General features: G+C 61.2%; 22 protein-coding genes. 19 read left to right on the forward strand and 3 right to left on the reverse strand.

Annotated features, from left to right (window positions below):
* Position 1: 1 nt before the first annotated feature.
* Both TSACC_RS14330 and TSACC_RS14335 read right to left on the reverse strand, forming a co-directional pair.
* Positions 2–1,837 carry an FG-GAP repeat domain-containing protein gene (locus TSACC_RS14330; RefSeq protein WP_075079928.1) on the reverse strand — a complete coding sequence of 612 codons (1,836 nt, stop codon included), beginning with the start codon at positions 1,835–1,837 and terminating at the stop codon, positions 2–4.
* Positions 1,838–1,905: 68 nt separating this feature from the next.
* On the reverse strand, positions 1,906–3,240 hold the full coding sequence (locus TSACC_RS14335) for an APC family permease (protein WP_075079929.1): 1,335 nt from the start codon (positions 3,238–3,240) through the stop codon (positions 1,906–1,908).
* Positions 3,241–3,266: 26 nt separating this feature from the next.
* Between TSACC_RS14335 and TSACC_RS14340 the strand changes: the two genes are divergently transcribed.
* The 11 genes from TSACC_RS14340 (at position 3,267) to TSACC_RS14390 (ending at position 16,023) form a co-directional block, all read left to right on the forward strand.
* Positions 3,267–3,614: a hypothetical protein gene (locus TSACC_RS14340; protein WP_075079930.1), complete on the forward strand. Its 348-nt coding sequence runs from the start codon at positions 3,267–3,269 to the stop codon at positions 3,612–3,614.
* A 45-nt stretch (positions 3,615–3,659) separates the two neighbouring features.
* The gene (lnt, locus tag TSACC_RS14345) at positions 3,660–5,258 is read left to right on the forward strand and encodes an apolipoprotein N-acyltransferase (protein ID WP_153811438.1); all 1,599 of its coding nucleotides are present in this window, start codon (positions 3,660–3,662) and stop codon (positions 5,256–5,258) included.
* 48 nt (positions 5,259–5,306) lie between these two features.
* Positions 5,307–5,540: a phosphoribosylformylglycinamidine synthase subunit PurS gene (purS, locus tag TSACC_RS14350; protein ID WP_075079932.1), complete on the forward strand. Its 234-nt coding sequence runs from the start codon at positions 5,307–5,309 to the stop codon at positions 5,538–5,540.
* Positions 5,537–6,250: a phosphoribosylformylglycinamidine synthase subunit PurQ gene (gene purQ / locus TSACC_RS14355; protein ID WP_075079933.1), complete on the forward strand. Its 714-nt coding sequence runs from the start codon at positions 5,537–5,539 to the stop codon at positions 6,248–6,250. The genes purS and purQ overlap by 4 nt, the downstream gene beginning before the upstream one ends.
* Positions 6,251–6,273: 23 nt before the next feature.
* Complete coding sequence (gene purL / locus TSACC_RS14360) at positions 6,274–8,502, forward strand: phosphoribosylformylglycinamidine synthase subunit PurL (protein ID WP_075079934.1); 2,229 nt, start codon at positions 6,274–6,276, stop codon at positions 8,500–8,502.
* 143 nt (positions 8,503–8,645) lie between these two features.
* Positions 8,646–9,710: a LacI family DNA-binding transcriptional regulator gene (locus tag TSACC_RS14365; protein ID WP_153811439.1), complete on the forward strand. Its 1,065-nt coding sequence runs from the start codon at positions 8,646–8,648 to the stop codon at positions 9,708–9,710.
* Between the two features lie 66 nt (positions 9,711–9,776).
* On the forward strand, positions 9,777–10,520 hold the full coding sequence (locus TSACC_RS14370; RefSeq protein ID WP_075079936.1) for a PEP-CTERM sorting domain-containing protein: 744 nt from the start codon (positions 9,777–9,779) through the stop codon (positions 10,518–10,520).
* Between the two features lie 47 nt (positions 10,521–10,567).
* Positions 10,568–12,301 carry a right-handed parallel beta-helix repeat-containing protein gene (locus tag TSACC_RS14375; protein ID WP_075079937.1) on the forward strand — a complete coding sequence of 578 codons (1,734 nt, stop codon included), beginning with the start codon at positions 10,568–10,570 and terminating at the stop codon, positions 12,299–12,301.
* Complete coding sequence (locus TSACC_RS14380; protein ID WP_075079938.1) at positions 12,298–13,899, forward strand: hypothetical protein; 1,602 nt, start codon at positions 12,298–12,300, stop codon at positions 13,897–13,899. The genes TSACC_RS14375 and TSACC_RS14380 overlap by 4 nt, the downstream gene beginning before the upstream one ends.
* Positions 13,896–14,552, forward strand: a complete 657-nt coding sequence (locus tag TSACC_RS14385; RefSeq protein WP_075079939.1) for a prepilin-type N-terminal cleavage/methylation domain-containing protein — start codon at positions 13,896–13,898, stop codon at positions 14,550–14,552. The genes TSACC_RS14380 and TSACC_RS14385 overlap by 4 nt, the downstream gene beginning before the upstream one ends.
* A gap of 28 nt (positions 14,553–14,580) precedes the next feature.
* Positions 14,581–16,023 carry a Gfo/Idh/MocA family protein gene (locus tag TSACC_RS14390; RefSeq protein ID WP_084400484.1) on the forward strand — a complete coding sequence of 481 codons (1,443 nt, stop codon included), beginning with the start codon at positions 14,581–14,583 and terminating at the stop codon, positions 16,021–16,023.
* Between the two features lie 48 nt (positions 16,024–16,071).
* On the opposite strand, the gene TSACC_RS14395 is transcribed toward TSACC_RS14390, so the two are convergent.
* Complete coding sequence (locus TSACC_RS14395) at positions 16,072–16,299, reverse strand: hypothetical protein (RefSeq protein ID WP_075080758.1); 228 nt, start codon at positions 16,297–16,299, stop codon at positions 16,072–16,074.
* A 107-nt stretch (positions 16,300–16,406) separates the two neighbouring features.
* Here TSACC_RS14395 and TSACC_RS14400 point away from each other — a divergent pair, with 107 nt between their 5' ends.
* The 8 genes from TSACC_RS14400 to TSACC_RS14435 all read left to right on the forward strand — a co-directional run bounded on the left by TSACC_RS14400 (position 16,407) and on the right by TSACC_RS14435 (position 26,344).
* Positions 16,407–18,233 (forward strand): ATP-binding cassette domain-containing protein, encoded by a 1,827-nt coding sequence (locus tag TSACC_RS14400; protein WP_075079940.1) that lies wholly within the window; start codon positions 16,407–16,409, stop codon positions 18,231–18,233.
* Positions 18,234–18,444: 211 nt separating this feature from the next.
* The gene (locus tag TSACC_RS14405; RefSeq protein ID WP_075079941.1) at positions 18,445–19,200 is read left to right on the forward strand and encodes a YebC/PmpR family DNA-binding transcriptional regulator; all 756 of its coding nucleotides are present in this window, start codon (positions 18,445–18,447) and stop codon (positions 19,198–19,200) included.
* A 23-nt stretch (positions 19,201–19,223) separates the two neighbouring features.
* Positions 19,224–20,810, forward strand: a complete 1,587-nt coding sequence (gene rho / locus TSACC_RS14410) for a transcription termination factor Rho (RefSeq protein WP_084400486.1) — start codon at positions 19,224–19,226, stop codon at positions 20,808–20,810.
* Positions 20,811–21,112: 302 nt separating this feature from the next.
* Entirely contained in the window at positions 21,113–21,562 is a 450-nt protein-coding gene (locus tag TSACC_RS14415; protein ID WP_075079942.1) for a division/cell wall cluster transcriptional repressor MraZ, read from the forward strand.
* Between the two features lie 147 nt (positions 21,563–21,709).
* Complete coding sequence (rsmH, locus tag TSACC_RS14420) at positions 21,710–22,696, forward strand: 16S rRNA (cytosine(1402)-N(4))-methyltransferase RsmH (protein ID WP_075079943.1); 987 nt, start codon at positions 21,710–21,712, stop codon at positions 22,694–22,696.
* A gap of 14 nt (positions 22,697–22,710) precedes the next feature.
* Complete coding sequence (locus TSACC_RS14425) at positions 22,711–23,079, forward strand: hypothetical protein (RefSeq protein ID WP_153811440.1); 369 nt, start codon at positions 22,711–22,713, stop codon at positions 23,077–23,079.
* Complete coding sequence (locus TSACC_RS14430; protein ID WP_084400487.1) at positions 23,076–24,857, forward strand: peptidoglycan D,D-transpeptidase FtsI family protein; 1,782 nt, start codon at positions 23,076–23,078, stop codon at positions 24,855–24,857. The genes TSACC_RS14425 and TSACC_RS14430 overlap by 4 nt, the downstream gene beginning before the upstream one ends.
* On the forward strand, positions 24,854–26,344 hold the full coding sequence (locus TSACC_RS14435) for a UDP-N-acetylmuramoyl-L-alanyl-D-glutamate--2,6-diaminopimelate ligase (RefSeq protein WP_202815974.1): 1,491 nt from the start codon (positions 24,854–24,856) through the stop codon (positions 26,342–26,344). Before TSACC_RS14430 ends, TSACC_RS14435 begins: the two co-directional genes overlap by 4 nt.
* Positions 26,345–26,346 lie beyond the last annotated feature (2 nt).

Genomic DNA, 26,346 nt, shown 5'->3' on the forward strand with positions numbered 1-26,346 from the left:
CCTATTTCTCGGTCAGCTTGAAGTCGTCGAAGTACACCGTGCCAGCACCCGGAGAGAGGGTGAACATGATCTCGATGGCCCCGCTAGACTGGGTGGTGGGATCATTGAGCTTGCGGTCCTTCACCGAGAGGCGGAAGTCCTTGCTGACATCGGCCCAGGCCGGACCAGCGCTAAAGGGCGCCTCTATGCTGCCGGATTCCTCGAGCACGTTGCGGATGATCTTCACATCGCCACGACTGCCACCTTCGATCTTGCGATCATCGCTCAGCTTGCGGGTGATGTTCCAGGCGGCCATGACCTGCCCCCCACTCAAGCCGCTGCCTTTGACCTTGAAGGAAATCGTGTAGGATTTTTCCACCTTGAGCGGCACACCGTAGACGCGAAGCAGAAAGGTATTCGCCGGCATGACACGCATGACCTCGACCGCCCTGTCCTCACCCGCGGGATCAGCTTTCTTGTGCTCAACCTTTGGATCGAGGGAGCCGGAGTACGAATTCGCAGCCGGTGGGGCCATGACCTTGTTGGGGCTCGGCACATAACCGACCTTGAGGCAGGCCTTGCCTTCCGGCGGATTGGCGTCCGGATCGTCGGCAGCGGTGACGACGTTCATGTAGCCGTAAAAGTTTCCGCGTTCGAGGCCGTAGCTGATATCCCAGCCGCTGGGGAGGCGGAAGGGTTTGGTGCCGGCGTCGCCCTTGAGTTCGACGGGCTGGCCCCACTTCGGCTCGGTCTTGGTGCCGGTGTTGTAAATGACAGCCACGCGACCATTGGTCTTGCCCACGACGATGTCGAACAGACCGTCGCCGTTGAGATCGCCTGTAGTGATGGTCGAGATGCCACCGAGAGAGATCGGGGTACCAGTCGAGCCACCAGCGGAGAGGAACGACGTGAACGGAAGCTCCACACCGGGTTTCCACGGCTTGCCGTCATTCAGGTGGAGGGCGATTTTGCCCGTACGCTCAGTGACGAGGAGATCGGGCAGGCCGTCGCCATTGTAATCCACCACGGTGGGAGAGAGCTGCTCACGTCCGTCGCCAAAGGCGATAACGGTGCGGTTGGTCTCCTCAAAGACCGGACGGGCGGGCGAGCCGGAGTTGATCAGGAGATGGATATTATTGGCGGAGTAGGAGCCTTCTCCGAGGAGGAGGTCCTCCTTGCCATCGCGGTTCCAATCCCATACGGCGGGCGAAAAGACGTTGCCCCACTTCGTATTCGATCCCTTGGCAGTCGGGACGACGATCTTGTTGATATCGGAGGGCTGGCGAAAGTCAGGCTTCGCGCCGGAACCATCGTTTTTCAGGAAGAGGACTTCACCCCAGTAGTTGCCGATATAGAGGTCGTTCTTGCCCGAGCGCTGGCTGTCATACAGGGCAAAGCGGGGAGCGAGGCGCACGGTGGGAGGCAGTACGCCGCCCCGGCGATCCGGCGAGGGAATCCAGCTGCGCGTGAGAAAAATCGGGACGATCTCGGCGGTGGTGAACTTTGGTTCTGTCTTGGTGCCCTGGTTGAAATAGATGCGCATGTACCCGGTCGGGTCCATGGTCACGATGTCGGGGAGGCTGTCGCCATTCATGTCGGCGACCTGGACGGAAACCGGCATGCTGCTGTCCGCCACAGTGCCGCTGGTCATAAGGACCGGCACCTGCTCACGATCCCCGGCGAGGAAGCCGGCGGCATCCACGCCGTCCCAGAGGTCTTCGCGAGTGCGGGAAAGTTCGAAGCCGCCGTTACGAATCAGCGCCTTGGGAGGCGCCGGGGCGGGAGAGGGAGCTTGAGCGATGAGGCTCTGCGCGACGGAAAAGACCGCCAGTATGGCCAGAGGGGAAGAGATGCGCATTTTTCTGAAATCCGAACGAGTGACAATGCCTCGAAGCGAGGGGGAATTGCAAACGGTTTCGCTCCGCCTCAGTCCATACCGACCAACTTCGAGCGGTCGGGGCGCATGATGAAGTACAAAATGCTGATCAGGACGATAAGGACAAGGGCAATGAGGGGCGCTTTTGGGTCGGCCCCGGCAGAGGCGAGGCGCGAGCCGATGAGGACAAAGCACACGATGCAGCCGAGGATGGGTATGAAGAGCGGAATCTCAAACTTCCCGGGCTGCTCGCCCTTGCGGAGCTTCAGCACGATGAGCGAGGCGTTCATGAGGGCGAAAACCAGGAGCAGGAGGAGTGATGTGGCGGAAGCAAGATCCTTGATGTCCCCCGCGAAGGCGAGACAGGAAACCATGAGCGCCAGCACGAGGATTGAGACATACGGAGTGCGGCGGGATTTGTGCACGGTGCCGAGAGCGGAGGGCAGGAGGCCCTGCTTTGCCATGCCGTACATGAGACGGGACCCCATGATGAAATTCATCAACGCGGTATTGGCCACAGCGAACAGGGTGATGAAGGTGTAGGTATTCTTTGGCAGCCACGGAGCGGCCACGGCAGTGATCTGGGCGAGCGGAGCTCCGAGGCTCAGATCGCCGAGGCGGGAATACGGAACCACGGAAACCGCCGCGATGCTGACCAGGATATAGACTACCGTGACGCAGGCCACCGCGCCGACGATGCCCCAGGGCATGTTTCGCTGGGGGTTTTTGACTTCCTCCGAAAGGTTCAGCAAATCCTCAAAGCCGACAAAGGCGTAAAAGGTCAATACCGCGCCCGAGAGGACAAGACCCGGCGAAATCGCCCCGGCGGAAGCGGGAACCTCCAGGTAATCGACCGAGCCGAAATACGGCAGGCTGACCCAGATGACAAAAAGCAACCCGCCGACCTCGACAAAGGTGCAGACGATGTTGACCCACACGCATTCGCGGATGCCGATAAAGTTCACCAGCGTAAGCAGCCCGATGAAGCCGAGGAAGAGCAGCCAGAGTGGCGGCAGACCGACAAGCGGCTGAAGATACTGCGCAAAAACCCGACTGCCGGCCGCCATGGAGGTGAGGCCCGAGAAAACAACAGCCAGGCCAACCACGTAGGAAAGAAACTCCCAGCCAAACGCCCGCTCAGTGACATAGGCCGCTCCGGCGGCACGAGGGTGCCGGGAAGCGAGGGAAGCATAGGACAGGCCCGTAAAGAGCGCCGCGATCATGGAAAATACGAAAGCCAGCCAGACAGCGTTGCCCATCTTTCCCGCCGCGACGCCGATGGTGCCATAGATACCGGCGCCGATCATATCGCCGACGCCGTAGATGATCAGCGCAAAGAGCCCGATATTCCGCGCCAGGGCGGTATTGTCCTTTCCCTCGCTCATAGGCGGGCGATAATGAGGAAATCCCGATGAGTGGCACGAAAAAAACCCTCTTCACCGGAATCGCGGTCGCCGCCGCCCTGATCGTCGCTTGTGCGCTCGGGTGGATATTAACGCATTCCCTCCCACACACGGAACCCGTCTCGAGCCGCCAGGCGCTGGTGGAGGCAAACGGCCAGGTCCTCGCGCGCTTCGATTCCACCGCCGGGATCAAGCCTGGCATGAAAGCCATGGTGCGAACCGACGAGACCCAAACCTCCGCGAAGGTGGAGGCGGTGAATGGCGCCTGGGTCGTGCTAAGCTTCATCGAAAAGAACCTGCCCGCAGGCACGAATTGCCGAGTCACGATCGATCCCTCCGCGCCGGGCGCGCGATGAGACTTGGCGGCGGGTGCGGTGTGGTGTTTGTTGTCGGCCTTGCTGATGAAGAACTACGCGCCCTGGCTTTGCGCCGTCCTGTCCGGAATCCTGCTGGCCCTCAGCTTCCCTCCCGCCGACTTTGACGGACTAACCTGGGTGGCGCTCGCCCCGGTGCTGTGGGCGATCTGGTTCTCCCAGCCCTGGACGAAGCGCGAGCCGCTGCGGCTTTTCCTCCTCGGGTACATCGTCGGCCTTGGGTATTTCGTCGGCAGCCTGCAATGGCTCACGACTGTGACGGTGGCCGGGTGGCTTGCCCTGGCGGCGTATCTGGCGATCTACCCGGCGCTCTGGGCGCTTTTCGTCGGGCTGGTAGCGCGGGTCAAGGTGGAGAATTTCGGTCCCGAGGGTAGCGCATGGCGCAAAAGTCTGCGGAACTTTGGCACGGCGGCGCTCGCAGCTGCAGCCTGGACGTCGCTCGAGTGGCTGAGGGGGATCATTTTCACGGGCTTTGGGTGGAACTCCCTCGGGATTACTCTACATAACAATCTCGCCATCATCCAGATCTGCGACATCACTGGCGTGGCGGGGCTATCCTTCCTCCTCGTACTGGTCAATGCAATGCTCGCCATCACGGCGAAGCGGCTCCAGGTCGAGATCGCTCGCAAGAAAGTGCGTCCCCATTACGACCTGACCCTGGCCATCGCGCTGGTGGCGCTGGCTTTCGGCTATGGTGCAAGGCAGCTCTTCGCCCCGGCCCCGGAGTCGGAAACCGTCACGGTGGCCGCAGTGCAGGCCAATGTGCCGATCCTCGAAAAGCGCGACCCGGCGCACGAGGACCGCATCCTCAAGCTGCACCTCGACATGAGCGAGAAGGCGCTCGCCTTGCGTCCCGACCTGCTGGTGTGGCCCGAGGCGGCGACGCCCCGTCCACTCTTCCAGGACCAGTCGACCTGGGACGCGGTGCGCAAACTGGCGGAGGGGACCACGGCGGATTTTCTCACGGGCACGGTGTATTTTGGCCCCGAGGGCGACTTCAACTCGGCCGTCATGCTGACCGAGCATGCAAAGAAGGCGCAGCTCTATCATAAGATTCACCTCGTTCCGTTCGGAGAATATGTTCCTATGCGGCAAAGCTTTCCGCTATTTGCCATGATCGTCGGCAACCTCGTGCCAGATGACTTTGACTTTGGGCGCGACTACACGGTGATGAAGCTCTCCAGCAAGCCGGTAAAGATCGGCCCATTGATTTGCTTTGAAGACACGCTGGGCGATCTGGCCCGGCACTTCGTCCTGCGCGGAGCGCAGATGTTTGTTACAGTGACGAATGACGGGTGGTTCCTCGACAGCGTGGGGTCGCTCCAGCATCTGCGACAGGCGCTCTTCCGCTGCGCGGAGAATAAAATCCCCATGGTGCGCGCGGCCAATACCGGAGTGACGTGCAGCATCGACCGCTTCGGTCGCGTCGACCAGATGCTGGCGACCGACCAGGGAAAGACGAACTTCGAGGGGTTCTTCTCCGTGCCGGTGCAGGCCCCGAAAAGCCCGAAACCGACGTTTTATGCCCGATACGGCGATGTTTTTGCCATGCTCTGCCTCATGGCGACGGTGGCGGTGGTGGGATTCGGATTCCTGCGACCCGGACGGGGTCGGAGAAAACTCTAGCGAAATCCGCTTGTCGCACGGGCGCGGAAACGAAATCTTGAGCGGCGAATGAAAGCCATTGTCACCGTAATGCCCAAACCCTCCGTGCTTGATCCCCAAGGCGCGGCGACAGCGGAAGCGATGAAGCACCTCGGCCTCGAAAGCGTCGGCCGCGTGCGCGTCGGCAAGTCGATCGAGATCGAGCTGCCAGGCGAGCCCAACGAGGAAAAGCTGCATGAAATCGCCCGCGACCTCCTCTCGAACCCTGTGATCGAGGACTACGCCCTCGAGATCGTCCGATGAAGTTCGCCGTCCTCCGCTTCCCGGGGTCGAACTGCGACCAGGACTGCATCCACGCCCTCTCGACCTTTCCCGGGACCGAGGCCGACTACGTGTGGCACAAAGACACCTCGCTCGGCGGGGCTGACGTGGTGGTGGTGCCGGGAGGCTTCTCCTACGGCGATTACCTGCGCACGGGCTCGATCGCGCGCTTCTCGCCCATCATGAAGACGGTGAAGGAATTCGCCGCTGCGGGCGGGCTGGTCATCGGTATCTGCAACGGCTTCCAGATCCTCTGCGAATCCGGCCTCCTGCCGGGCGCGCTGGTGCGCAACCGCGACCTGCACTTCCTCTGCAAGCACGTGTTTCTCCGCGTGGAGCAGACGGATACCCCCTTTACCAACGCCTCCGCCAAGGGCGCGGTGCTCAACGTCCCCGTGGCTCACGGCGAAGGCTGCTACTTTGCCGACGACGAGACGCTCCAGCGCCTCAACGCCGAGGGCCGTGTGCTCGTGCGCTACTGCGACGCCCAGGGTCAGGTCAACGAGGCCTCGAACCCGAACGGCTCCAAGGAAAACATCGCAGGCATCTGCAACGAGGGCCGCAATGTCTTCGGACTCATGCCCCACCCCGAGCGCGCCTGTGATCCCTTCCTCGGCAGCACCGATGGAAGCGTGATCTTCCAGAGCCTGCTCAACTGGCCGACCTCGCCCCTGCGCAAGTCGGCTGCTTAATTCCTTTTTCTCCTGTTACTTTCATGAACGAACCCGCCATCACACCCGAGATCATCGCCAAGCACGGTCTCACGCCCGACGAGTACGAGCGCATCCAGAAAATCCTGGGCCGCGACCCGAACTTCACGGAGCTGGGTGTCTTTTCCGTCATGTGGAGCGAGCATTGCTCCTATAAAAACTCCAAGCCCGAGCTGCGAAAGTTCCCCACCACCGGCGACACGGTGCTGGTGAAGGCGGGTGAAGAGAATGCCGGCGTGATCGACGTGGGCGACGGCTGGGCGGTGGCGTTCAAGATGGAGAGCCACAACCACCCGAGCGCGGTCGAGCCCTTCCAAGGCGCGGCGACCGGCGTGGGCGGCATCATCCGCGACATCTTCACGATGGGCGCACGGCCGGTTTTCAACCTGAATTCGCTGCGTTTCGGCGACATCCGGGGCGACTCCGCCGAGGCCAGGACGAACCGCCGCCTCTTCGCAGGCGTCGTTTCCGGCATTGCCCATTACGGCAACTGCATCGGCATCCCGACGATCGGCGGCGAGGTGTACTTTGACGAATCCTACTCCGGCAATCCGCTGGTGAATGTCTTCTGTCTCGGCGTGCTCAAGCACGAGGAAATCGCGCGCGGCGCGGCCTCGGGCATCGGCAACCCGGTCTTCTACGTGGGTGCGGAGACGGGACGCGACGGACTCGCGGGCGCGGCCTTTGCCTCGCGCGACCTGACCGAGGAATCCAAGCAGGACCGCCCTGCCGTGCAGGTGGGCGATCCGTTCCGCGAAAAGCTCCTTTTGGAAGCCTGTCTCGAACTCCTGGCCAGCGGCTGCGTCGCGGGCATCCAGGACATGGGTGCGGCGGGGCTCACCTGCTCGACCTGCGAAACGGCAAGCCGCGGCGGTACGGGTGTCGAGATCGACCTCGCCCTCGTGCCCAAGCGCGAGACGGGCATGACGCCCTACGAGACTCTCCTGAGCGAAAGCCAGGAGCGCATGCTCGTGATCGTGAAGAAGGGCCAGGAGGATTCCGTGCGCCAGATTTTCGAGAAGTGGGATCTCCCGTATGCCGAGATCGGCACGGTGAAGGACGACGGCTTCATGCGCGTGAAAGAGAATGGCGTGACCGTGGTGGAGATTCCCGCCCGCTCGCTAGCGGACGAAGCTCCGATTTACAACCGCGAGGTTTCCGAGAAGAACCTGCCCGCTCCGTTTGACGCGGCCACGCTGCCCGAGACGGACGTGACGGCGGCCCTCGTGGCGCTGATGAGCCACCCGAGCCTCGCCTCGAAGCGCTGGGTCTGGCGTCAATACGACCACATGGTGCGCCTCGGCGCGACCGTGCTGCCGGGTTCCGACGCAGCGGTCTTCATCGTGCGCGAGGCCAACAAGATCCTCGCCGCCACGTCGGACTGCAACGCCATCTACTGTCGCCTCGACCCGCGCGAAGGCGCGAAAGTCGCCGTGGCCGAAGCCGCCCGCAACCTCGCCTGTTCCGGCGCGGTGCCGCTCGCGGTGACGGACAACCTGAACTTTGGCAATCCGCACAAGCCGGAGAATTTCCTCATGCTCCGCGAGGCCGTGGAAGGCCTAGCGGAAGCCTGCCGCGAGTTCAACACCCCGGTGACCGGCGGCAACGTGAGCCTTTACAACGAAAGCCCGAACGGCACGATCGATCCGACCCCGACGGTCGGCATGGTCGGCCAGATCGCGGACATCAAGCACGTGACGACGCAGGCCTTCAAGGCGGCGGGCGACGTGATCCTGCTCCTCGGCCAGCTCGGCGACGAGATCGGCGGCTCGCATTACCTCAAGGTGGTGCATGGCCAGAAGGCCGGCCTCCCGCCGCGCCTCGACTACGCCACGGAGAAGGCCCTGCACAACGGTGTGCGCGAGATCATTCGCAAGGGGCTCGTCCAGAGCGCCCACGATCTTTCGGAAGGCGGCATCGCCGTCGCCGTCGCGGAGTCCAGCCTCTCGGCCAAGCCCGCGCTCGGCGCTTCCATCGACCTCGGCCCGACGGGCCTGCGCCCGGATGTCGCGCTCTTCAACGAGTCGCAGTCCCGCATCATCGTCTCGGTCACGAGCGACAATGCAGCCGAGGCGGAATCCGTCCTCAAGTCTCTCGGCGTCCCGGTCCAGCGCATCGGCACCGTGAACAGCACGGGCACGCTCCAGATCGCCGCTGATGGTAAGTCGTACTCCTGGCAGCTCTCCGACCTGGAGACCGCCTGGGGCGAGACCATCGGCAAGCTGATGGAATAAGTTTCTCAAAAGGAGCTTCGCCCGGAATCAAGGGCGGAGCTTCTTCTCCTCGAGCGGTTTTTCTCTCAGCCCATGCGTCGGTGGCGGAACGCTCTGAGGTGTCCCGTATTGATGAAGCGGATGAACTCGTTATTTTCAAGAGAGTGAAGCGCCCTTCGAGTCCAGCAAAGTCTCCCGGAGAAATCCAATCCATCTCAGACTTCGCGACCTATCTCGGATTGTCCTACTGCACGGTATCCCGGGCGCTCAACGGGCATCCCATGGTCAAGGCCGAAACGCGCGAACGCATCCTTCGCGAAATGGATGCCATCGGCTTCCGCCCAAATCCCTTTGCGCGTAGTCTGCGAGGACAGGGACTGGGTTTGATCGGCATTTGCGTGGTGGGCGTGAACGCTCCCATCCTGAGCACAAAAATCTTTCACCTCCAAAAGTTCCTCCGCGACCACAACCTTCGCGGGCTCCTGGAAATCGCCGAGGACACCCAGGAAAGCGAACTCCGGGTCATCGAGGATTTCGTACGCATCCGCACCGAGGGAATCGTGCTTATCTACTCCTGCCTGCCGGCAGCGACGACCCGGGACTCTTTCACCGAAATCCCCTTTGTCCATGTCGACCCTCAGGATATGAGGCAGGTCCCCAGCGTGGCCTTGGATCGTCCGAAAGCAATGACCCGGCTATTCGATCATCTCTTTGAGCTTGGGCACCGACGCTTTGCGCTAATGGGTGTGAGCCGAAAAGACAGATGGCGCGGGCCTGCTCTCGAGCGGCGAGCCCAGGAGGTTGGGCTGGATCCAGATTGCTGCTTCGAGGAATTACCCAAGTTCACCAAGGACAGCTCCATCTCCCAAGGCCGAGCGTTGGTTGAGAGGTATCTGCGGAACAACCCCGATCCGGCGACAGCCTTTATTGCTCTGGACGATGTCACAGCCATCGGAGTCACCGAGGGCATCCGACGCCTTGGCTATCGTGTTCCCGAGGATTTCTCCGTCACGGGCTTTGATCATCTGGAGATCGGACAGGAACTCACTCCTTCACTAACCACCATCGAGCAGGAATCGCAGGAAATGATGGACGCGGTGGGCAAACTCCTGCTTCAGGAAATCTCCAATAAGCGGTCCGCTCCGAGCCTCCATCTCGTCGAGCCACGCATCGTGCTCGGACAATCCACCGGACCAGTGCGTTCGCACCGGCTCCACTCGCTCACGTAGCGGCGACGTTTTTTGTTGCTTTCGCGCGATTTTCGCTCAAATTGCTACACGTATCGCATTTCCCTCATGAAAATCCCCCATCTCCTTCTCCTCCTGTCTGCCACGCTCCTGACTGTCACAACTACCCCGGCCGCCGTGGTGGTAACGACGAGCACATCCCTTCCCTCCGACGTGGTCTTCAGTAATGTCGCCACATCGACCAACACCACGATCTCGTGGTACAATACGGTCAACTCGACCGAGCGAGAAATCGCCCAGAGCTTCCAGGCGACTTCGAGCTTCACGCTCGACTCGATCACGATGCTCCTGAATGACTCCGGATCGGCGGTGGGCAACGGGTCAGGCACTGGAACCACGAACACGCAGGGCGCGACTTTCACGGTGACGATCTACTCTTCGACGACAAACCGCTTTGACCTGTCGAGCACGATACAGATGGTCTCCAGCCAGACCGGCACGCTGCCGACAACTGGATTCACCGGGGCGAATGTGCGAGGCAACTACATCACCTTTGACCTCGGCAGCAATGTCGCACTCACCAGCGGCTTGTATTACGCCTTCGCGTTTTCCTTCCCCACGGCGGCCACCGACCGCAGCCTGCAATTTGTGGTCAATGGCAATACGCTGTCCACCACAGGCTACGCCTATACGTTCACCAACTCGGCGTCTTCTCCCGGATCATGGACGGCCAATGGTGGTAATGACTACGCCTTTTACCTCTCGGCCGTACCGGAACCCGGAGCCTTCGCGCTGGCTGGCCTGGGAATGCTGTTGCTGCTGATCCGCCGCCGACGCAGCATGGTCCACTGAGCATCCAGCCTTCGCACGATCCGGCGCCTCCCCCCGGGAACACTCTGATGAAGAAGCCCCTCACCTTTATCCTGCTGCTCGCACTCTCCGGAGCCTGCGTCTCCGCCGACGAGGCCTTTGACCTGAAGGCGGCGCTGGCAACGATGCAGAGAAAGGGGGAAAAATCCCTCAAAGTCCCTGCCGGAACGTATCGCCTGCCCGAGGCGGGACTCGCTCTCAGCGGGCTAACCGATGTCACGCTGGACCTGAGCGGTGTGACTCTCATCGCCACCTCTTTTGACCGACCGGCATTGAATCTGATGGATTGCCGCAACGTTACCATCAAAGGTCTCACCGTAGATTACGATCCGCTGCCTTTTACCCAAGGGTCCGTGACGGCGGTGAATCGCGAGGCGCGCACGGTCGAGTTTGCCGTACACGAGGGTTATCCATCGCTCACCAGTGAGTATCTGGTCACTCGCTTCCATCTCTTTGAGAAGCAGGAGCATCGCTGGAAGAAAGATGCGCCCGACTATTACGTGTCCAGGACCGAGCGCATCGACGACCGGCACGGGAGGTTCGTCTTCGGACCAGATTCCCCGGGACTGGATCGGATCGAAGTCGGTGATCGGGTCGCGCTAAACATCCGAGAGGCCCCTGCCATCTCGATCTCCTCGGGAACCAGCGGAACGGTGATGGAGGATTGCACGATCCACGCCAGCCCGGGGTTGGGAGTGATCATCCGTTTCGCCGAAGACTCGGGGACCTACCGGCGTTTGAAAATCCTGCCGGGACCTCGTCCTGCCGGAGCCACAGAACCCCGTCTCCTCTCAACCTGCGCCGATGGACTCAACGCCGCCTACACAAGGAAGGGTCCGGTGCTGGAGGACTGCGAGTTTGCCTACATGGGGGACGATTCCCTCAATGTGCATGGCACGATCCTTCCGGTCCTGGAGGTTTATGAGGATGGAAGCTTCCTCTCGGTGCGTCCGCAAAAAGGAGAAGTCTTTGACCTCGTGGTAAAGCCCGACGACGACCTGCATTTCCTGCAAGCTCCGACCTATGCGATCACAGGTCGCAGCAAGATCGCATCCTTCGAGCGAGTCGCGGGCGACTCCGATCAATGGCGGGCTCAGGCTCGGAAAATCTGGCCGACATTTGGAAGCAAGGGTGAAATGACCTTCTTTCGCGTGCGCCTTCAATCCCCTTCGGGAGAGGCGAAGCCGGGGATGTTCTTTGAGATCCCAGCGACGGCGGCGGGAGGGTATGTGGTGCGCGACTGCTATTTTCACGATCATCGGGCTCGCGGCCTGCGCCTGATGGGCGGCGACGGGCTGGTGGAGAACAACCGCTTCGAACGGATCAAGGGCGTCGCCATCAGCATCGGCCCGTCCTTCGCCTTCTGGCGCGAGGCCGGCTGGTGCCGCAACGTCACGATCCGGAAAAACGAAATCCATGACGTGGGCGAAGGGACAAATCTCCGCCTGCCCGACAGCTACACCGTCGGGGCCATCTCGGTCATCGCCCGGGTGGACCCTACGCCCGGAGGCAGGATCGATTACTTCCCGGGCAATGAGGACATCCTGATCGAGGGCAATACCATCGACGGCAGCTCCGTGGGGGCGATCCAGATCTGCGCGGCGAAAAACACCACGGTAAAAGACAATATCATCCGCAATGTCTGCCTTGCCCATGCGACGGACGCAGGCCGCGAATATGGTCTCCTCTCGGGCCGCCCCATCGATGTCACCCAGGCGGAAGTCGAACTCGAAAACAATCAACTCCCTCCCACCCAGCCATGAAACGCCTCACACTCGCCATCGCGCTCGGCCTCCTCAGTCTGCCAGCGAGCCTCCTTGCCATCGATACCGCAACAACGAAGGTCGTCAGCGGTGATCCGCCGCTGCAGCGCAATGTCAGCCAGGGGGAGGCCGGTGACGCCAAGGGCATGGGATGGCGCTGGACCGCATCGGGCGGACGCCGCGACATGGGGCAGATCTTTGAAGTAAAGACCGCCTTCGAAGCTCGCGACCTGGCTCTGCAGATCGCGGCGGGAGTGGACGCACAGGAGTTCGACCGACCATTCCGCCTCTCATTCTTTGAGGTTCCGGAAGGCATCACGCCGCGCGGCGAACCCATTGCCGCCCTGGAAGGAACGGTGCCGCCAAAGGGACAGGCTCCGCGCAAGGGCTCGTGGGTGGTTATTTCCTTCGATCCCATCGCCTTCAAACCGGGGCGTTATGCGTTCCTGCTGGAGTTTCTCGATGAGGGGACCGATGGCCAGGCCATCACGCTCGCCGTGGGCGATCCTGCCTCGGCAGCCCAGCCAGGATTCCTGAGAACCCCGGAAGAGGGCTACAAAAAGGGCTTCCCGCTGTACTTCATCCTCTCTTCTGGACAAAAGACTGCCTCAGCGGTTCCGGTTCCCGCCCCGGCTGAGCGACGCACGCTGGTGGTTGACCAAAAGACCGGCCAGCCCTTTGCTTCCATCACCGCCGCGGTGAAAGAAGCCCGACCGGGCGACACGATCCAGCTCGCCAAGGGCTCCGGCCCTTACCGCGAAGTGCTGCACATCAGTCAGTCCGGGCTTCCGGATGCGCCCATCGTCTTTGATGGCAACGGCGAGGTGATCACTGGCTTTGCGCCTCTGGAAGGTTTCCGCGAAGCCGACGGGCAGACACTATGTCCGTTGCCCGTACCTTTTCCCTGTGTGCTGACCTATCAGGGAGAGAGGCTCGTGCAGGATGCAGCCACAGGCCAGTTCACCAAATGGGCGCGCCTGTCCGACGACGGCAAGTCGCTCATTCTACTGCCAGGAACCAAGACGTCGGGGTGGGAGGTTTCGGTGCGCGACTTTGTGGTGCAGGTTCTTAACGCCTCGCACCATGTTTATCGCAACATCCGGGCGTCAGGATCACTGAATGATGGATTCAATCTCCATGGCACGGGCACGGATCTGGTATTCAAAAACATCGAGGGCTTTCAGAATCTCGACGAGGGCTTTTCGGCCCACGACCAGATCGCCTGCCGGATCGATGACGGGCAGTTCTGGGAAAACGACAACGGCATCGGCAATGTCGCCCGCTCCTCGATGGAGGCGGCAAATATCCGCTGCCATTCCAATCTCGGCTGGGGGCTGTGGCTGCGGGAATGCAGCGCCGACTTGAAAAACGTGCGCGCCTGGGACAATGGAGCAGCGCAGATCTGTTTTGATATCAACAGTCAGGCGGCATGTGCAGATGTGCGGTTCACTGATCCCAACCGCTCGGCCCGCCCCTGGATCAGCTACAAGGAGACACGCCAGATCGCAACGCAGCCCGCTTATGTAAAGGTTGGGAGCGCTGCTGTTACCGGCGAACCACCGTCCCCCGTCACCGCCGAACACGTCACCTCGCGATGAAGACCCATTTTCTCCGTCGAGCCTGGAGCAGGAGCGGCTTCACGCTGATCGAGCTCCTGGTAACGATCTCCATCATCGGCGTGCTTGCGACCCTAATCCTCGGAGCGTCCACCGCCGCACGCAAGCGGGCGGATACCGCCGTATGCCTTTCCAATCTGCGGCAGCAGAGTGCTGTCTTTGCGATTTATGCAGCGGAGAACGATGGCAGCCTGCCTGCCGCCCTGGGCAACGTCGACCCCTACAACAGCGGCACCCTCGTGTCCTGGATGATGGTCGTGCAGTACTACGCGCAGATGAATTTCCCCAAGGACCGGCAGCGCAACATCCTGCTATGCCCGAGCGCGATGCAGACCTACCCCGGGAAGGTGGCCCGGCGTACCTATGCGATGAATGTCGCAGGAGGCGCAGGCAATACGCCACAAAAGCTCGCCCGCTTCACCAAACCGTCCACGACCGCCCTCGTGGTCGATGCCCGCGCGGTCGGCACTGCCGGAGACAGCAGCTCGACCTTTGGCCTCAGTGACATCAACACCACCCCTGAGTGGCGCCACCAGGGCGCGCTCAACGTCCTCTTCGTCGATGGCCATTGCCAGACCATGCCCGCCAGCGCGAAGACGGACTTCCAGCGCTACGTCCAGAACTTCGCACCCTAAAAGCACTTTTCACCGACGCAAAGCATTCATGAATACTCTCATCCAGCAACCCCGCTCCCCCGAGCCCGCCACCACATCCGACCGCAGCGCAAAGGCAACCCGGAGGTTTGCGTATGTCGGCACTGGCGGACGGGTAAAAATGTTCCTCGATCCCGTAGCTGAGAGCTATCGCGAGGAGGCTGAGATCGTGGCCCTCTGCGACCTGAGCCTGACAAGGGCGCGTTTTCACAACCGCCGCCTGCAGGAGCGATTTGGCTACCACCCGGTGCCGGTCTATCACTCCTCCGACTTTGGGAAGATGTTGCAAGAGACGACGCCTGACGAAGTCGTGGTGTGCACGATCGACCGTGAACACGACCGATATATCATCGAAGCGCTTGAGGCAGGTTGCGATGTGGTAACGGAGAAACCCATGACCATCGATGCGGAGCGTTGCCGTCGCATCCTCGATGCGGTCGAGCGCACAGGACGGACTGTCCGGGTGGCATTCAATTACCGCTGGGCTCCGGGAGCCACCAAGGTCAAGGAGATCCTCGCCTCGGGAGTGATCGGCCGTATCAGGCAGGTGACCATGGAGTATTTTCTCAATACCAGCCATGGCGCGGATTACTTCCGGAGATGGCATGCGAACAAATCGGACTCCGGCGGCCTGCTCGTGCACAAGTCAACCCACCACTTTGACCTGATCAACTGGTGGATCGACAGCATCCCGGAAAGCGTATTTGCCCGGGGAGGGCTCTGTTTTTACGGCTACGACAATGCGGTGGCCCGGGGCGATGCCGCGCTCACCCGTTATCCGCGGTACTTCGGTCACGACACAAAGGGAGACCCCTTTGCCTACACCTATGGTGACTCCATGGTGGAGGATTCCACCTATGAGGAGGGCCTCTATCTGCAGGCCGAGGCCGAAACCGGCTACGTGCGAGATCAAAATGTGTTCCGCAAAGGGATCTCGATCGAGGACGTGATGAATGTCATGGTGCGTTACCGCTCGGGCGCACTGCTCAACTATACGCTCAATGCTTTCAGCCCCCAGGAGGGCTACCGGGTCACCTTCTCTGGTGACGGAGGCCGTATCGAGTACGAGGAGGACCACGGCGCTCACATCCTCGATGCCGAGGGACGCCGTGTGCCGGTAAACGAGCACTCCCACGGCGGGCCTCACCGGCTTCGTGTCTTTCCCCACTTCCGACCCTCCTACAGCATCCCAGTCTCCGCAGGTACAGGGGGACACGGCGGTGGCGACTGCCTGCTCCAAGAGCAGATCTTTGCCGCCCACCCGCCAATCGATCCCTTTGGCCGCTCAGCCGGGCACCTTCAAGGCACTGCCTCGATCCTGGTTGGCATCGCTGCCAACCGGAGCATGGAACATGGCGGAGAGGTCATCATCCGTGACCTGGTCGATCTGACCCCATGCGCACTGCGCCTATCCGAGCTAGACACCGTGCAGAGCGAGACACCGGCAAGTTGAGGAATAAAGGAACCTCACCCTGGATGAACGGGAGGGGAGGTCTTGGGTTTACCGGGGCTTATCAACCCGAAAAGCGAGGTTTCCTTCAGAACCGCTGGACAGCCATTGCCTCATCTGGTGCCGGAGGTCATTCTCCGACATCACCCGGCCAGCTTTTACTCCCTCCAGGGCTGCATCCAGCCCGGCGAGAAACTGGATTTCCTCAATGATTTCCCGGATCGTGACGTCCTCGGGAAGCTTCGCCACGAGCTCAAGCACCATTTCGCGATCAGTCATGAGGCTCTGATAATAGCGCAGGGGGCCAAAGGCAACCGGAACGATTCCCCGGCGCAACGGTGCGGTTTCGCATTGCGCTCGGGGCTGTCTTTGGCAAGGCTCGATGAGTGCTCGAACTCAGAGACGTTACCCTCTTCATAGAACAGGGCGGCGATGTGAAGCCGCTCCTCTCCGATGTCAGCGCGAAATATCCTCGCGGGCATTTCGGCGCGATCATCGGACCCTCGGGCTGCGGAAAAAGCACGCTGCTCAAGGTCATCACGGGCGTGGCCCATGGCGAGGAGGAGGGAGAGGTGCATTGGGATGGCCGCAACCTCATGCTTCATGATTTTGCACCATCCGAGATCGGGTTCGTTCCACAGTTCAGCATCGCGCATGAGGAACTGACCGTACGCGAGTGTGTGGCATACGCGATGCGGCTGCGAGTTCGCGGCATGCACGCCGAGGCGCTGCGCGAAGCCGTGGAACGCATCCTGGATGAAGTCAATATGACGGAGTTCGCCGATCGTCTGGTGCAAGTGCTGTCAGGCGGGCAGAAGCGCCGGCTGGCACTGGCGATGGAGCTGACGAGCAAACCGCCGATCCTGCTTTGCGACGAGGTGACGAGCGGACTCGATCCGCAGTCGGAGGATGAAATCGTGAGCCTGCTGCACGGTCTTTCCCGATCCGATGGACGCGTCGTTCTCTCTGTCACACACAGCCTGCGGCACCTGAGCTACTACGATTCCGTGCTTGTGCTTTACAAGGGCGTGGTGGCCTATCAGGGACCGCCGGAGTTTCTCTGCCATTACTTCCGCTGCGACGACCCGCATGACGTGTTTGCGAGGCTCGAGTTGCGCGAGGCAAAAGACTGGGGTCAGTCATGGAAAAAGCATCGTCAGGCCTTCATGGAAAGCGTGACGAAGGAGGATTTCGACAAGGACGATGCGGGAGACAAACCCGATATCGATGACGAACTCCCTGCCGTGGCGGATATCGAAATCCTACCCGCGGGAAAGGAAACAGAGACGCTGATCGACATCGAAGCCGAGGTCCAGCCGCAGCTCGATCTGCCGGAAGAGGAGCCGGATGGCGTACCGACACCCGGCATCCTCAGCCAGGTGCTGACTCTCACGGAGCGGAGATTCCGCATGTTTTCCCGGAACAAGGTGCAGATCCTTCTGCAACTCGGACTGATCCTGGGCTTTCCCATACTGGTCGCGATCTTTGCCTGGAACGGCCTGCCTGCGATCACCAACCAGAGCATGGGCCTGGAGCAGAATATCGTGGAGCAACTCCTGGAGGCCAAGGAGTTCATCGTGCAGGCGAGCAAGGTCGGCAGCCTCGTCTCGGGCATCGTGATGTTTGAAGTGATCCTGCTTACGCTGATGGGCGCGAACAACTCCGGGCGTGAAATCGCGGCGGAGCGCCTGATCTTTGAAAAGGAGAAACTCTCGGGGCTGAATCCCCTCGCCTATATCCTCAGCAAGGGCATCTTCCTCGGCGTGCTTGTAGTGGCGCAATCGGTGTGGATGGGCTTGTTTGTGAGCTTTGTCTGCAGCTTTCCCGGCGATCTGCTCACGCAATTGCTATTCCTGCTGCTGGTCAATGCGGCGATGACGTCGGTATGTCTGGCCATCTCGGCGTGGATGGGATCTGCGGAGCAGGCTTCTCTGGTGTCGATTTACCTCGTGGGCTTCCAGCTTCCGCTCTCCGGCGCGGTGCTGGCGCTGCCCGCGTGGGTGGCAAGCCTCGCGCAGCCTTTCATCGCAGCTTACTGGAGCTGGTCAGGCATCCTCGAAACGCTGAAAGCCGAGCGCTATTACGAGATCGTGCAGATGGTGATCCAGACGAGCACGGCCCCGGCCTCGCTGTGCCTGTGGGTGCTTTTTTCGCACGTGGTGATCGGCATTTTCGTCGCGTGGCTGGGCTGTCACCGCAGCCGGATGGCTTGATTTTCCGGCGAAAAGGCGTTGACAATCCCGTGGCTTCCTCCATGCTTTTAGCCGTTGTTTGATGTGAGCCGTCGGTCGTCGACGCTCCGCTCATCGAACCCCACTGCACGCAAAGTAAGCATCGTTTTTCAGTGATCTGTCCGCTTGTGGCGCGCTCTCCAAAGACGCACTCCCGAGACGAATATCGTTCGCTGACCCAAGATAAGAAAATATGGCCGGCCACAGTAAATGGTCGAAAGTCAAACGCCTCAAAGGCGCTCTCGACGTAAAGAGGGGCAAGCTTTTCTCCAAGCTGTCCAAGGAAATCGTCGTCGCAGCCAAGCTGGGTGGAGGAAATCCTTCGCTCAACCCTCGGCTGCGCGCCGCGGTGATGGCTGCCCGCGCCCAGAGCATGCCGAATGACAATATCGACCGGGCTATCAAGAAAGGCTCGGGCGAGCTGGAGTCGGCGCAGATGGAGGAGATCGTGTACGAAGGGTATGCTCCAGGAGGAGTAGCCCTGGTGATCGAGGCCGCAACAGATAACAAGAACCGCACGGCCGCCGACCTGCGATTAATCTTCAGCAAAAACCACGGCAACCTGGGCGGACCGGGCAGTGTTTCCTTCATGTTTCATCGCAAAGGACAAATCACGGTGCCGCTGACCACCGCGGAAGAAGACCGGCTCCTTGAGATTATTCTGGAAGCAGGCGCGGAGGAACTCACCAGCGACGACGAACACCATATCATCACCACTCCACCCGACCAGCTCTACGCGGTCGCCGAGGCTCTTAAGAAAGCCGGAGTGGAACCCGACTCACAGAAACTGACCTACATTGCAGAGAACCATGTCGCAGTGGCGGACCCGCAGACAGCCAGCCAGGTGCTGAGGCTGTATGACGCGCTCGATGATTGCGACGACGTGCTCAACGTGCACGCCAACTTTGACATCTCCGACGAGATCCTCGCCTCCCTGCAAGATACCTAACATTTATTAGCATAGTGACTTTTATGACCGACGATAATCCGAACCTCTTCGAAGCCGACACCGAAGCCGCTCCGAAGCGCCGGACCACCCGCAAAAAGACAGAGACCGCACCCAAGGCGCCGACACGCAAGCGCGCCGCGGCTCCCCGCAAGACGAAGGCCGCCAAGGCTGACGACGCTCCTGCGGCAGCGGAATCCGCTCCCGCCACGCAACCTGCGCAGGCCGAGCTTCCCGTGGCCGCCGCGCCAGCTCCTGTTTCCGCTCCCGAGGCTCCGGCCGCACCGGAGATCCCGGCCGCGCCCGCTCCAGTGGAAGCTGCCCAGCCAGCAGAGGCCGCAGCCCAATCTGCCGAGGCTCCCGAGCAGCAGGCACAGCCCCAGCGGCAATTCCGCGGAGACCGTCCCCGGCACCATCAGCAGGGACGGCACAATAACAACGGCAACAACAATAATAACAACCAGCAGCCGCAGCAGCAACGCCCGCAACAGCCGCCCCGTCCGCCCGAGCCCCCGACATTTGCCGAGGGCATCGTCGAAGTGTCCGGCAAGGGCTTTGGCTTCCTGCGCGAGCCGCGCCGCAATTTCTCACAGTCGAACAATGACGTCTTTGTGACACCCGAGGTGGTGCGCAAGCACGCCCTGCGCGATGGCATGTGGATTCGCGGTGAGACGCGCCGCGGCAGCCGCGGCCCTCAGCTCTTCAAGCTCCTCGAGATCGAGGGCCAGAGCCCGGATTCGTTCCAGAACCTCCCTGTCTTTGAGGAGCTGACCACGATCAGCCCGAACAAGCGCATCCGCCTGGAAACCGTGCCGGATCGCTACACGACCCGCGTGATGGACCTGATGACGCCGATCGGCAAGGGCCAGCGCGGCCTCATCGTGGCTCCGCCTCGCACGGGCAAGACGACGCTCTTGCAGCACATCGCAGATGCCGTGGTACAGAATCACCCGGAGATGAAACTCATCATCCTGCTCGTGGACGAACGTCCCGAGGAGGTGACGGAGATCCGCCGCACGGTGCCGACCGCCGAGCTGATGGCCAGCTCGAACGACTCGGACATCAAAACGCACACCCGCATCGCCCAACTCGCCTCCGAGCGCGCCAAGCGCCTCGTGGAGATGGGCAAGGATGTGTTCGTGCTCATGGATTCGCTCACCCGCATCGGTCGCGCATTCAACAACGCCCAGGGCGGCGGCGGACGCACCATGTCGGGCGGCGTGGACTCCCGCGCGCTGGAAATCCCGCGCAAGATCTTCGCTGCGGCACGCAACACGGAGGAATCCGGTTCCCTCACCATCATGGCGACAGCCTTGATCGAGACAAACAGCCGCATGGACGAGCTGATTTTCCAGGAGTTCAAGGGCACGGGTAACATGGAGCTGGTGCTGGATCGCAAGATCAGCGACCAGCGCATCTACCCCGCCGTGGACATCTTCCTCTCCGGCACCCGCCGCGAGGAACTGCTCCTCACCGCCGAGGAACTCCACAAGATCAACGTCATCCGCCGCGGACTGGCGGGTCACAAGCCGATCGAAGCCATCGAGCGTCTGCTCTTCTTCATCCGCAAGTACCCGACCAATACCGAATTGCTCCGGAATATCCCGGGCTAAGCACGGATACGCAACGTTTCATAGCTTTCCCCACCAGCCCCGGAGCAGCCCCCTGGCCGCTCAAACCCAGAAAGAGGCCCGCCTTAACCGGCGGGCCTTTCGTTTTATAGCCCGAGAATGCGCCAAATCAGGCGAAAACAGCCCTCAAAGGCGTAAAAAAGGCTGATTTTCCGCAAAAATCCCGCGTAAGGGCCTGAAAGAGAGGGGGGTCGTAAACCGACGATTCCGATTGACTTCGCACCCATAAAGTGGTGAAAAGTGGGGCGCTGTGGAGGCAAATGGTAACTGAAACCTAAAATACGATGGGACAAGACGCAACAACGCTCTACTCCGGGACCTTCGAACGTTCCATGGACGCGAAGAAGCGTGTTGCCGTGCCCGCATCGTGGCTTTCCAAGGAAGACGGAGAGCTTTTCCACGTAGTACCCCACCCCACGGAGGGATATTTGATGGTGATGCCTACGGCGGAGTTTGACCGCTGGGAGCAGCGCATCCAGGAAACCTCCCTGTCGCCAGCACAGAAACGCATGGCGATCCGCAAATTTTACAGTGAAGCCCACTCCGTCACGACGGACAAACAAGGGCGTATCCTGCTGAACGAAAAACACTGCGAACGCGCCGGATTGACTGACGAGGTGGTGTTCGTGGGTGGCAGAAGCCGCTTCGAGCTCTGGAGCCGGGCCAAGTACGCGGAGGTGGAAGCCTCCGAGACCCAGGCCTACCAGGAAGTGGCGGCAGCCATCGGACTCTAACCAATTTCCAAGGTGACCAACCTCCTGAAACCAACCAGCTGATGACCAAGCGCGGCCGGGTGTACTGCTTCGGATTCTGCTCCACGAAGGGCTCCGACGGGAAGCCACAAGGCCACGCCGCCATCAAGATCCGCCCCCGCAACGCGTATGAAATCGTGGGACTTCGAAGACCAGGCTCTTCTCATTTTGGAAAAACCAACTGACAGCGAAAGTTCCTCGGGAAGCTATCACATCCCCGTGATGGCCGACGAGGTCGTCGCCCTGCTGCGTCCAGCGCCAGGTATGCTTTTCCTCGACGGCACGGCCGGAGGGGGAGGCCATACGGAAAAGCTGCTCCAGCATGGCGCGGACGTGATTGCACTGGACCAGGACTCCGATGCGATCGCGCAATGTCATGACCGGCTGGCGACGTATGGCCGGAGGGTGCAGATCGTGCAGAGCAATTTCCGGCACGCCGACACGGTGCTGGCCGGACTCGGGATCGACAAGGTGGGCGGCGCGTTGATCGATGTCGGCGTATCCTCGCACCAGCTCGACACGGCCGGGCGCGGATTTGCCATGATGAAGGATGGTCCGCTCGACATGCGCATGGACCGCGAGAGTCCCCGCACGGCGGCGGATATCGTCAATACCGAGAGCGTGGGCGAACTGGCCCGGATCTTCCGGGAGTACGGCGAGGAGCCGAGGGCGATGCACATCGCGGCGAGGCTGGTGGCGGCACGAGAGAAGCGCCAGATCCTGACGACCTTTGACCTGACGGCGGCCATTGCCTCGATCATCCCGCGCACAGGACCGCGGCACCCGGCCACCCGCATCTTTCAGGCCCTGCGGATCGCCGTGAACGACGAGCTTGGCGTCATTCGCGAGGGGCTGGAGGTGATTTCCCAGCGGCTGGCGCATGGAGCGCGCTTCGCCGTGATCACATTTCACTCGCTCGAGGATCGCATCGTGAAGAACTACTTTCGCGACAAGAGCACCGAGTGGATCGACCGGCCGGAGTGGCCGGAGCCCCGCCGCAATCCTGAACGAATTTTCCGACTCCTGACACCCCGCCCCATCGACCCGTCGAAGGAAGAGGTGGAAGCCAACCCACGCTCGCGCAGCGCCAAATTGCGCGTTGTCGAGCGCATCTAACCTACTGCCTGACCATGAGCACGAACCGCAGAAAAGAAGTGAACCAGATTCAACTGGGCCCGTTGTTCAAGTGGCTGACGCTTGCCGTGATGATCGGTGGCTGCGGACTGCTTTTCGTGTACGTGAAAAACCAGCAGCACACCCTCGGGCAGGAAACCCGCAAGGTGGAACTCCAGATGCGCGAGGTGCGTGCGTACAACGAAGTGCTCCTGGCCAAAATCTCCCAGCTCTCCTCCCGACCGGCGCTGCAGCGCAAATTGGAACAAACCATGGTGGCGCTCGTGCCGATCCAGGATAACTCCATCGCACGCCTCGTTCCCCCGGTGACGGTGGGCAGCGAAGGCTTGCTGCGAACTGCGGCCAACGAGAGGTATCGCCCGTGAGATGGCTGGCCAGACGTCGAGCCGCTGTAGCCTGTGTCCTGGTTGCCCTGGTCTTCACAGGCTATTCGGCGCGTCTGATCCACCTGCAGGTGGGAATGCACGAGGAGTACTCCGCGATCGCGGCCTCCAAGCATAGCATCCGCAACACCATACCCGCGCGCCGGGGACTCATCACCGATCGCAACGGCGAGATCCTCGCCGCCAACATGCCAGCCCAGCGTGTGGTGGCGGATGGTTCCCACATCAAGGACAAGGCGGCGCAGGTGGCAGAGGTCGCCGCACCGTATCTCGGCATCCCCATAGCGGAACTCACTGAGCGCCTGGCTCAACCGAACAACAAGTACAATGTCATCACTCCCAACCTGGAGGAGGACAAGGCCATCGCGCTGAAGAAGGATCTCGATAAGAAAGGTCTGCGCGGCCTCTATTTTTACCCAAACAGCGTCCGCACATATCCGAATGGTGCCATCCTGAGCCATGTCCTCGGCTTCATGAGCCGCAAAAACCCGAGTGATGAAGTGCTGGTGGGTGTGGACGGCATCGAGCGGAGCATGGAGTTGCAGTTGCACGGAGAGGACGGCTTCCGCCACATCGAGCATGACCGGGCAGGCCGCGAGCTCGTCGTCTATCGCGGCCAGGAGAAAGCTCCCCGACATGGCTCCAATGTTGAGCTCACCATCGACATGGCGCTCCAGAGCATCCTCGAAGCCGAGCTCGAAAATGCCTACCGCGAGTTAAAGCCCGACACGGCGATCGGCATCATTGCCGATCCCAAGACTGGCGAGATCCTCGCCATGTCCAACCGGCCCACCTTTGACCTGAATAACCTCAATGCGGCGAAGCCCGATGAGATGAAAAACCGCGCCATCATGGACATGGTGGAGCCTGGGTCCACTTTTAAGATCGTCGTCGCATCGGGTGCTCTGAACGAACACACTGTCACCGAAAAAACCGAGGTGTACTGCGAGGGCGGGCGATTCCTATACGGAGGACGCATCCTCAAGGATCACCACGGTTATGGCAACATGACGGTCGAGCAGATCCTGATCAAGTCCTCCAACATCGGATCAGCCAAGATGGCCCTCATGATGGGGGACGACAAATATTACGAATACGTGAGACGGTTCGGCTTTGGCGAACGCACAGGCGTGGCGCTCCCGGGGGAAATCCCCGGTCTGGTACACCCCCCTGCCCGTTGGGACAAGCTGACAATCACCCGCATGGCAATGGGGCACTCCGTCGCGGTAACTCCTCTCCAGATCGTGATGGGAATGTCGGTCATCGCCAACGGCGGAAAGCTGATGAAGCCGCAGATCATCCACTCCATCAAGGATGAGGATGGCCAGGAGGTCTACCGCTTTCAACCGGAAGTGGTGCGCCAGGTCATTCCCGAATCAACGGCGAGATTTGTCGGCAAGGCACTCACAGGAGTCTGCGACGACGGAGGCACCGCCACACTGGCTCGCGTGAACGGCTTTGACGTGGCCGGCAAGACCGGCACCGCCCAGAAGGTGAATCCCAAGGGCGGCTACATGGAGGGCAAGTATGTCGTGTCCTTCGTTGGTTTCATGCCGGCCCAGGACCCGCGCTTCGTCTGCCTTATCATGATCGACAACGCCAAGATCGCCTCGGGCCTGAACTATGGAGGTCTCGTCGCCGCACCGATCTTTTCCCGGGTCGCAGAAAAGACCGCCCGTTATCTCGATCTCGTCCCGACCGCTCCTTCCATGCTGCCTATCGCACTTTCCGAACCATCCAGCAGAAAGGTCACGCAATGAGCATGCCCTTATCGCAGCTACTCTCAGCCGCAGGGCTTCCCCATGCGGTGGCGAGTCCGAATCTGTCTATCGAATCCCTTTGCTACGATTCCCGCAAGGTGAAGCCTGGCGCCCTGTTCTTTGCCCTGAAAGGGGCGAAGGCCGATGGAGGCGCCTTTGTCGCGCAGGCTGCCGAATTGGGGGCGGTTGCTATCGTCTCCGACGCTGCCTCGTCAGCCTGCGCGCTTCCCTTTATCGTAGTGCCCGATCCGCGAGCGACCATGGCCGACCTCGCAGCGGCATTCTACGGGCGTCCATCGGATTTCCTCAAGACCATGGGCGTGACCGGCACGAACGGCAAGACGACCACGGCCTTTCTGGTAAAGCATCTGCTCGATGCGGACCAGCGCCGGTGCGGCCTGCTCGGCACGATCAAGTATTCTGTCGGCGACTTGGAAATTGACGCCCCGCGCACCACGCCGGAGTCCATCGACCTGCAGGAACTCCTCGCCCGCATGGTCAACTCGGGCAGCAAGGCGGTGGCGATGGAGGTCTCCAGCCACGCGCTGGTGCAACATCGCGTACGGGGCATCGAGTTTGACACGGCTGTCTTCACAAATCTCACGCAGGATCACCTGGACTACCACAAGACGATGGAGAAGTACTTCGACGCGAAGGCGCTTCTCTTCGACGGCCTCGCCAAGCAGACGAAAAAGCGCGGCAAGGCGGTGATCAATGGCGACGAACGCTACGGTCGCATGCTGGCCGAGCGCACGGCCAAGAAGGGCGTGCAGGTCATCACCTATGGCCAGGGCGTCGGCATGGACTTCCGCGCGACGGATGTGCGTTTTGATGCGACAGGCAGCTCGTTTCACCTCGAGGCGAAGGGCAGGAAATACCTCGTCCGCCTCCCGCTGATCGGCGCCTTCAACATTTACAATGCGCTGGCTGCCCTCGCCGCAGCCTCGTCGATGGGCATGGAACTACGCGCCGCCGTGGCCGCCATCGCCAAGGCCCCGCAGGTGCCAGGACGTCTCGAGCGCGTGCCGGTGAAACGGAGCTTCCAGGTCTTCGTCGACTATGCGCATACCGATGACGCACTGCGCAATGTCCTGCGGACGTTGCGCAACCTGAAGCCAGAGCGCCTCATCACGGTCTTTGGCTGCGGCGGAGACCGGGATCGCGCCAAGCGTCCGCTCATGGCGGCAGCGGCCGAGGAGTTCTCCGACTGGACGATTCTCACTTCCGACAACCCGCGCACCGAAGACCCGGAGCGCATCCTCGCCGATGTGGCAAAGGGATTCCGCGGCCAACGGCATGAGCAGGCTCTCGATCGAGCCGAGGCAATACAAAAAGCCGTCGCTCTCGCAGCCCCCGGAGACATCGTGCTCATCGCGGGCAAGGGTCACGAAACCTACCAGGAATTCGCGGACCGCAAGGTTCCCTTTGATGACGTGGCAGTCGCTGCCCGTGCGGTCGAAGCAAAGCGTGTGGAGGTAGAGGAATAATC

The sequence above is a fragment of the Terrimicrobium sacchariphilum genome, from assembly GCF_001613545.1.
In the GTDB taxonomy this organism is placed as follows: Bacteria; Verrucomicrobiota; Verrucomicrobiia; order Chthoniobacterales; family Terrimicrobiaceae; genus Terrimicrobium; species Terrimicrobium sacchariphilum.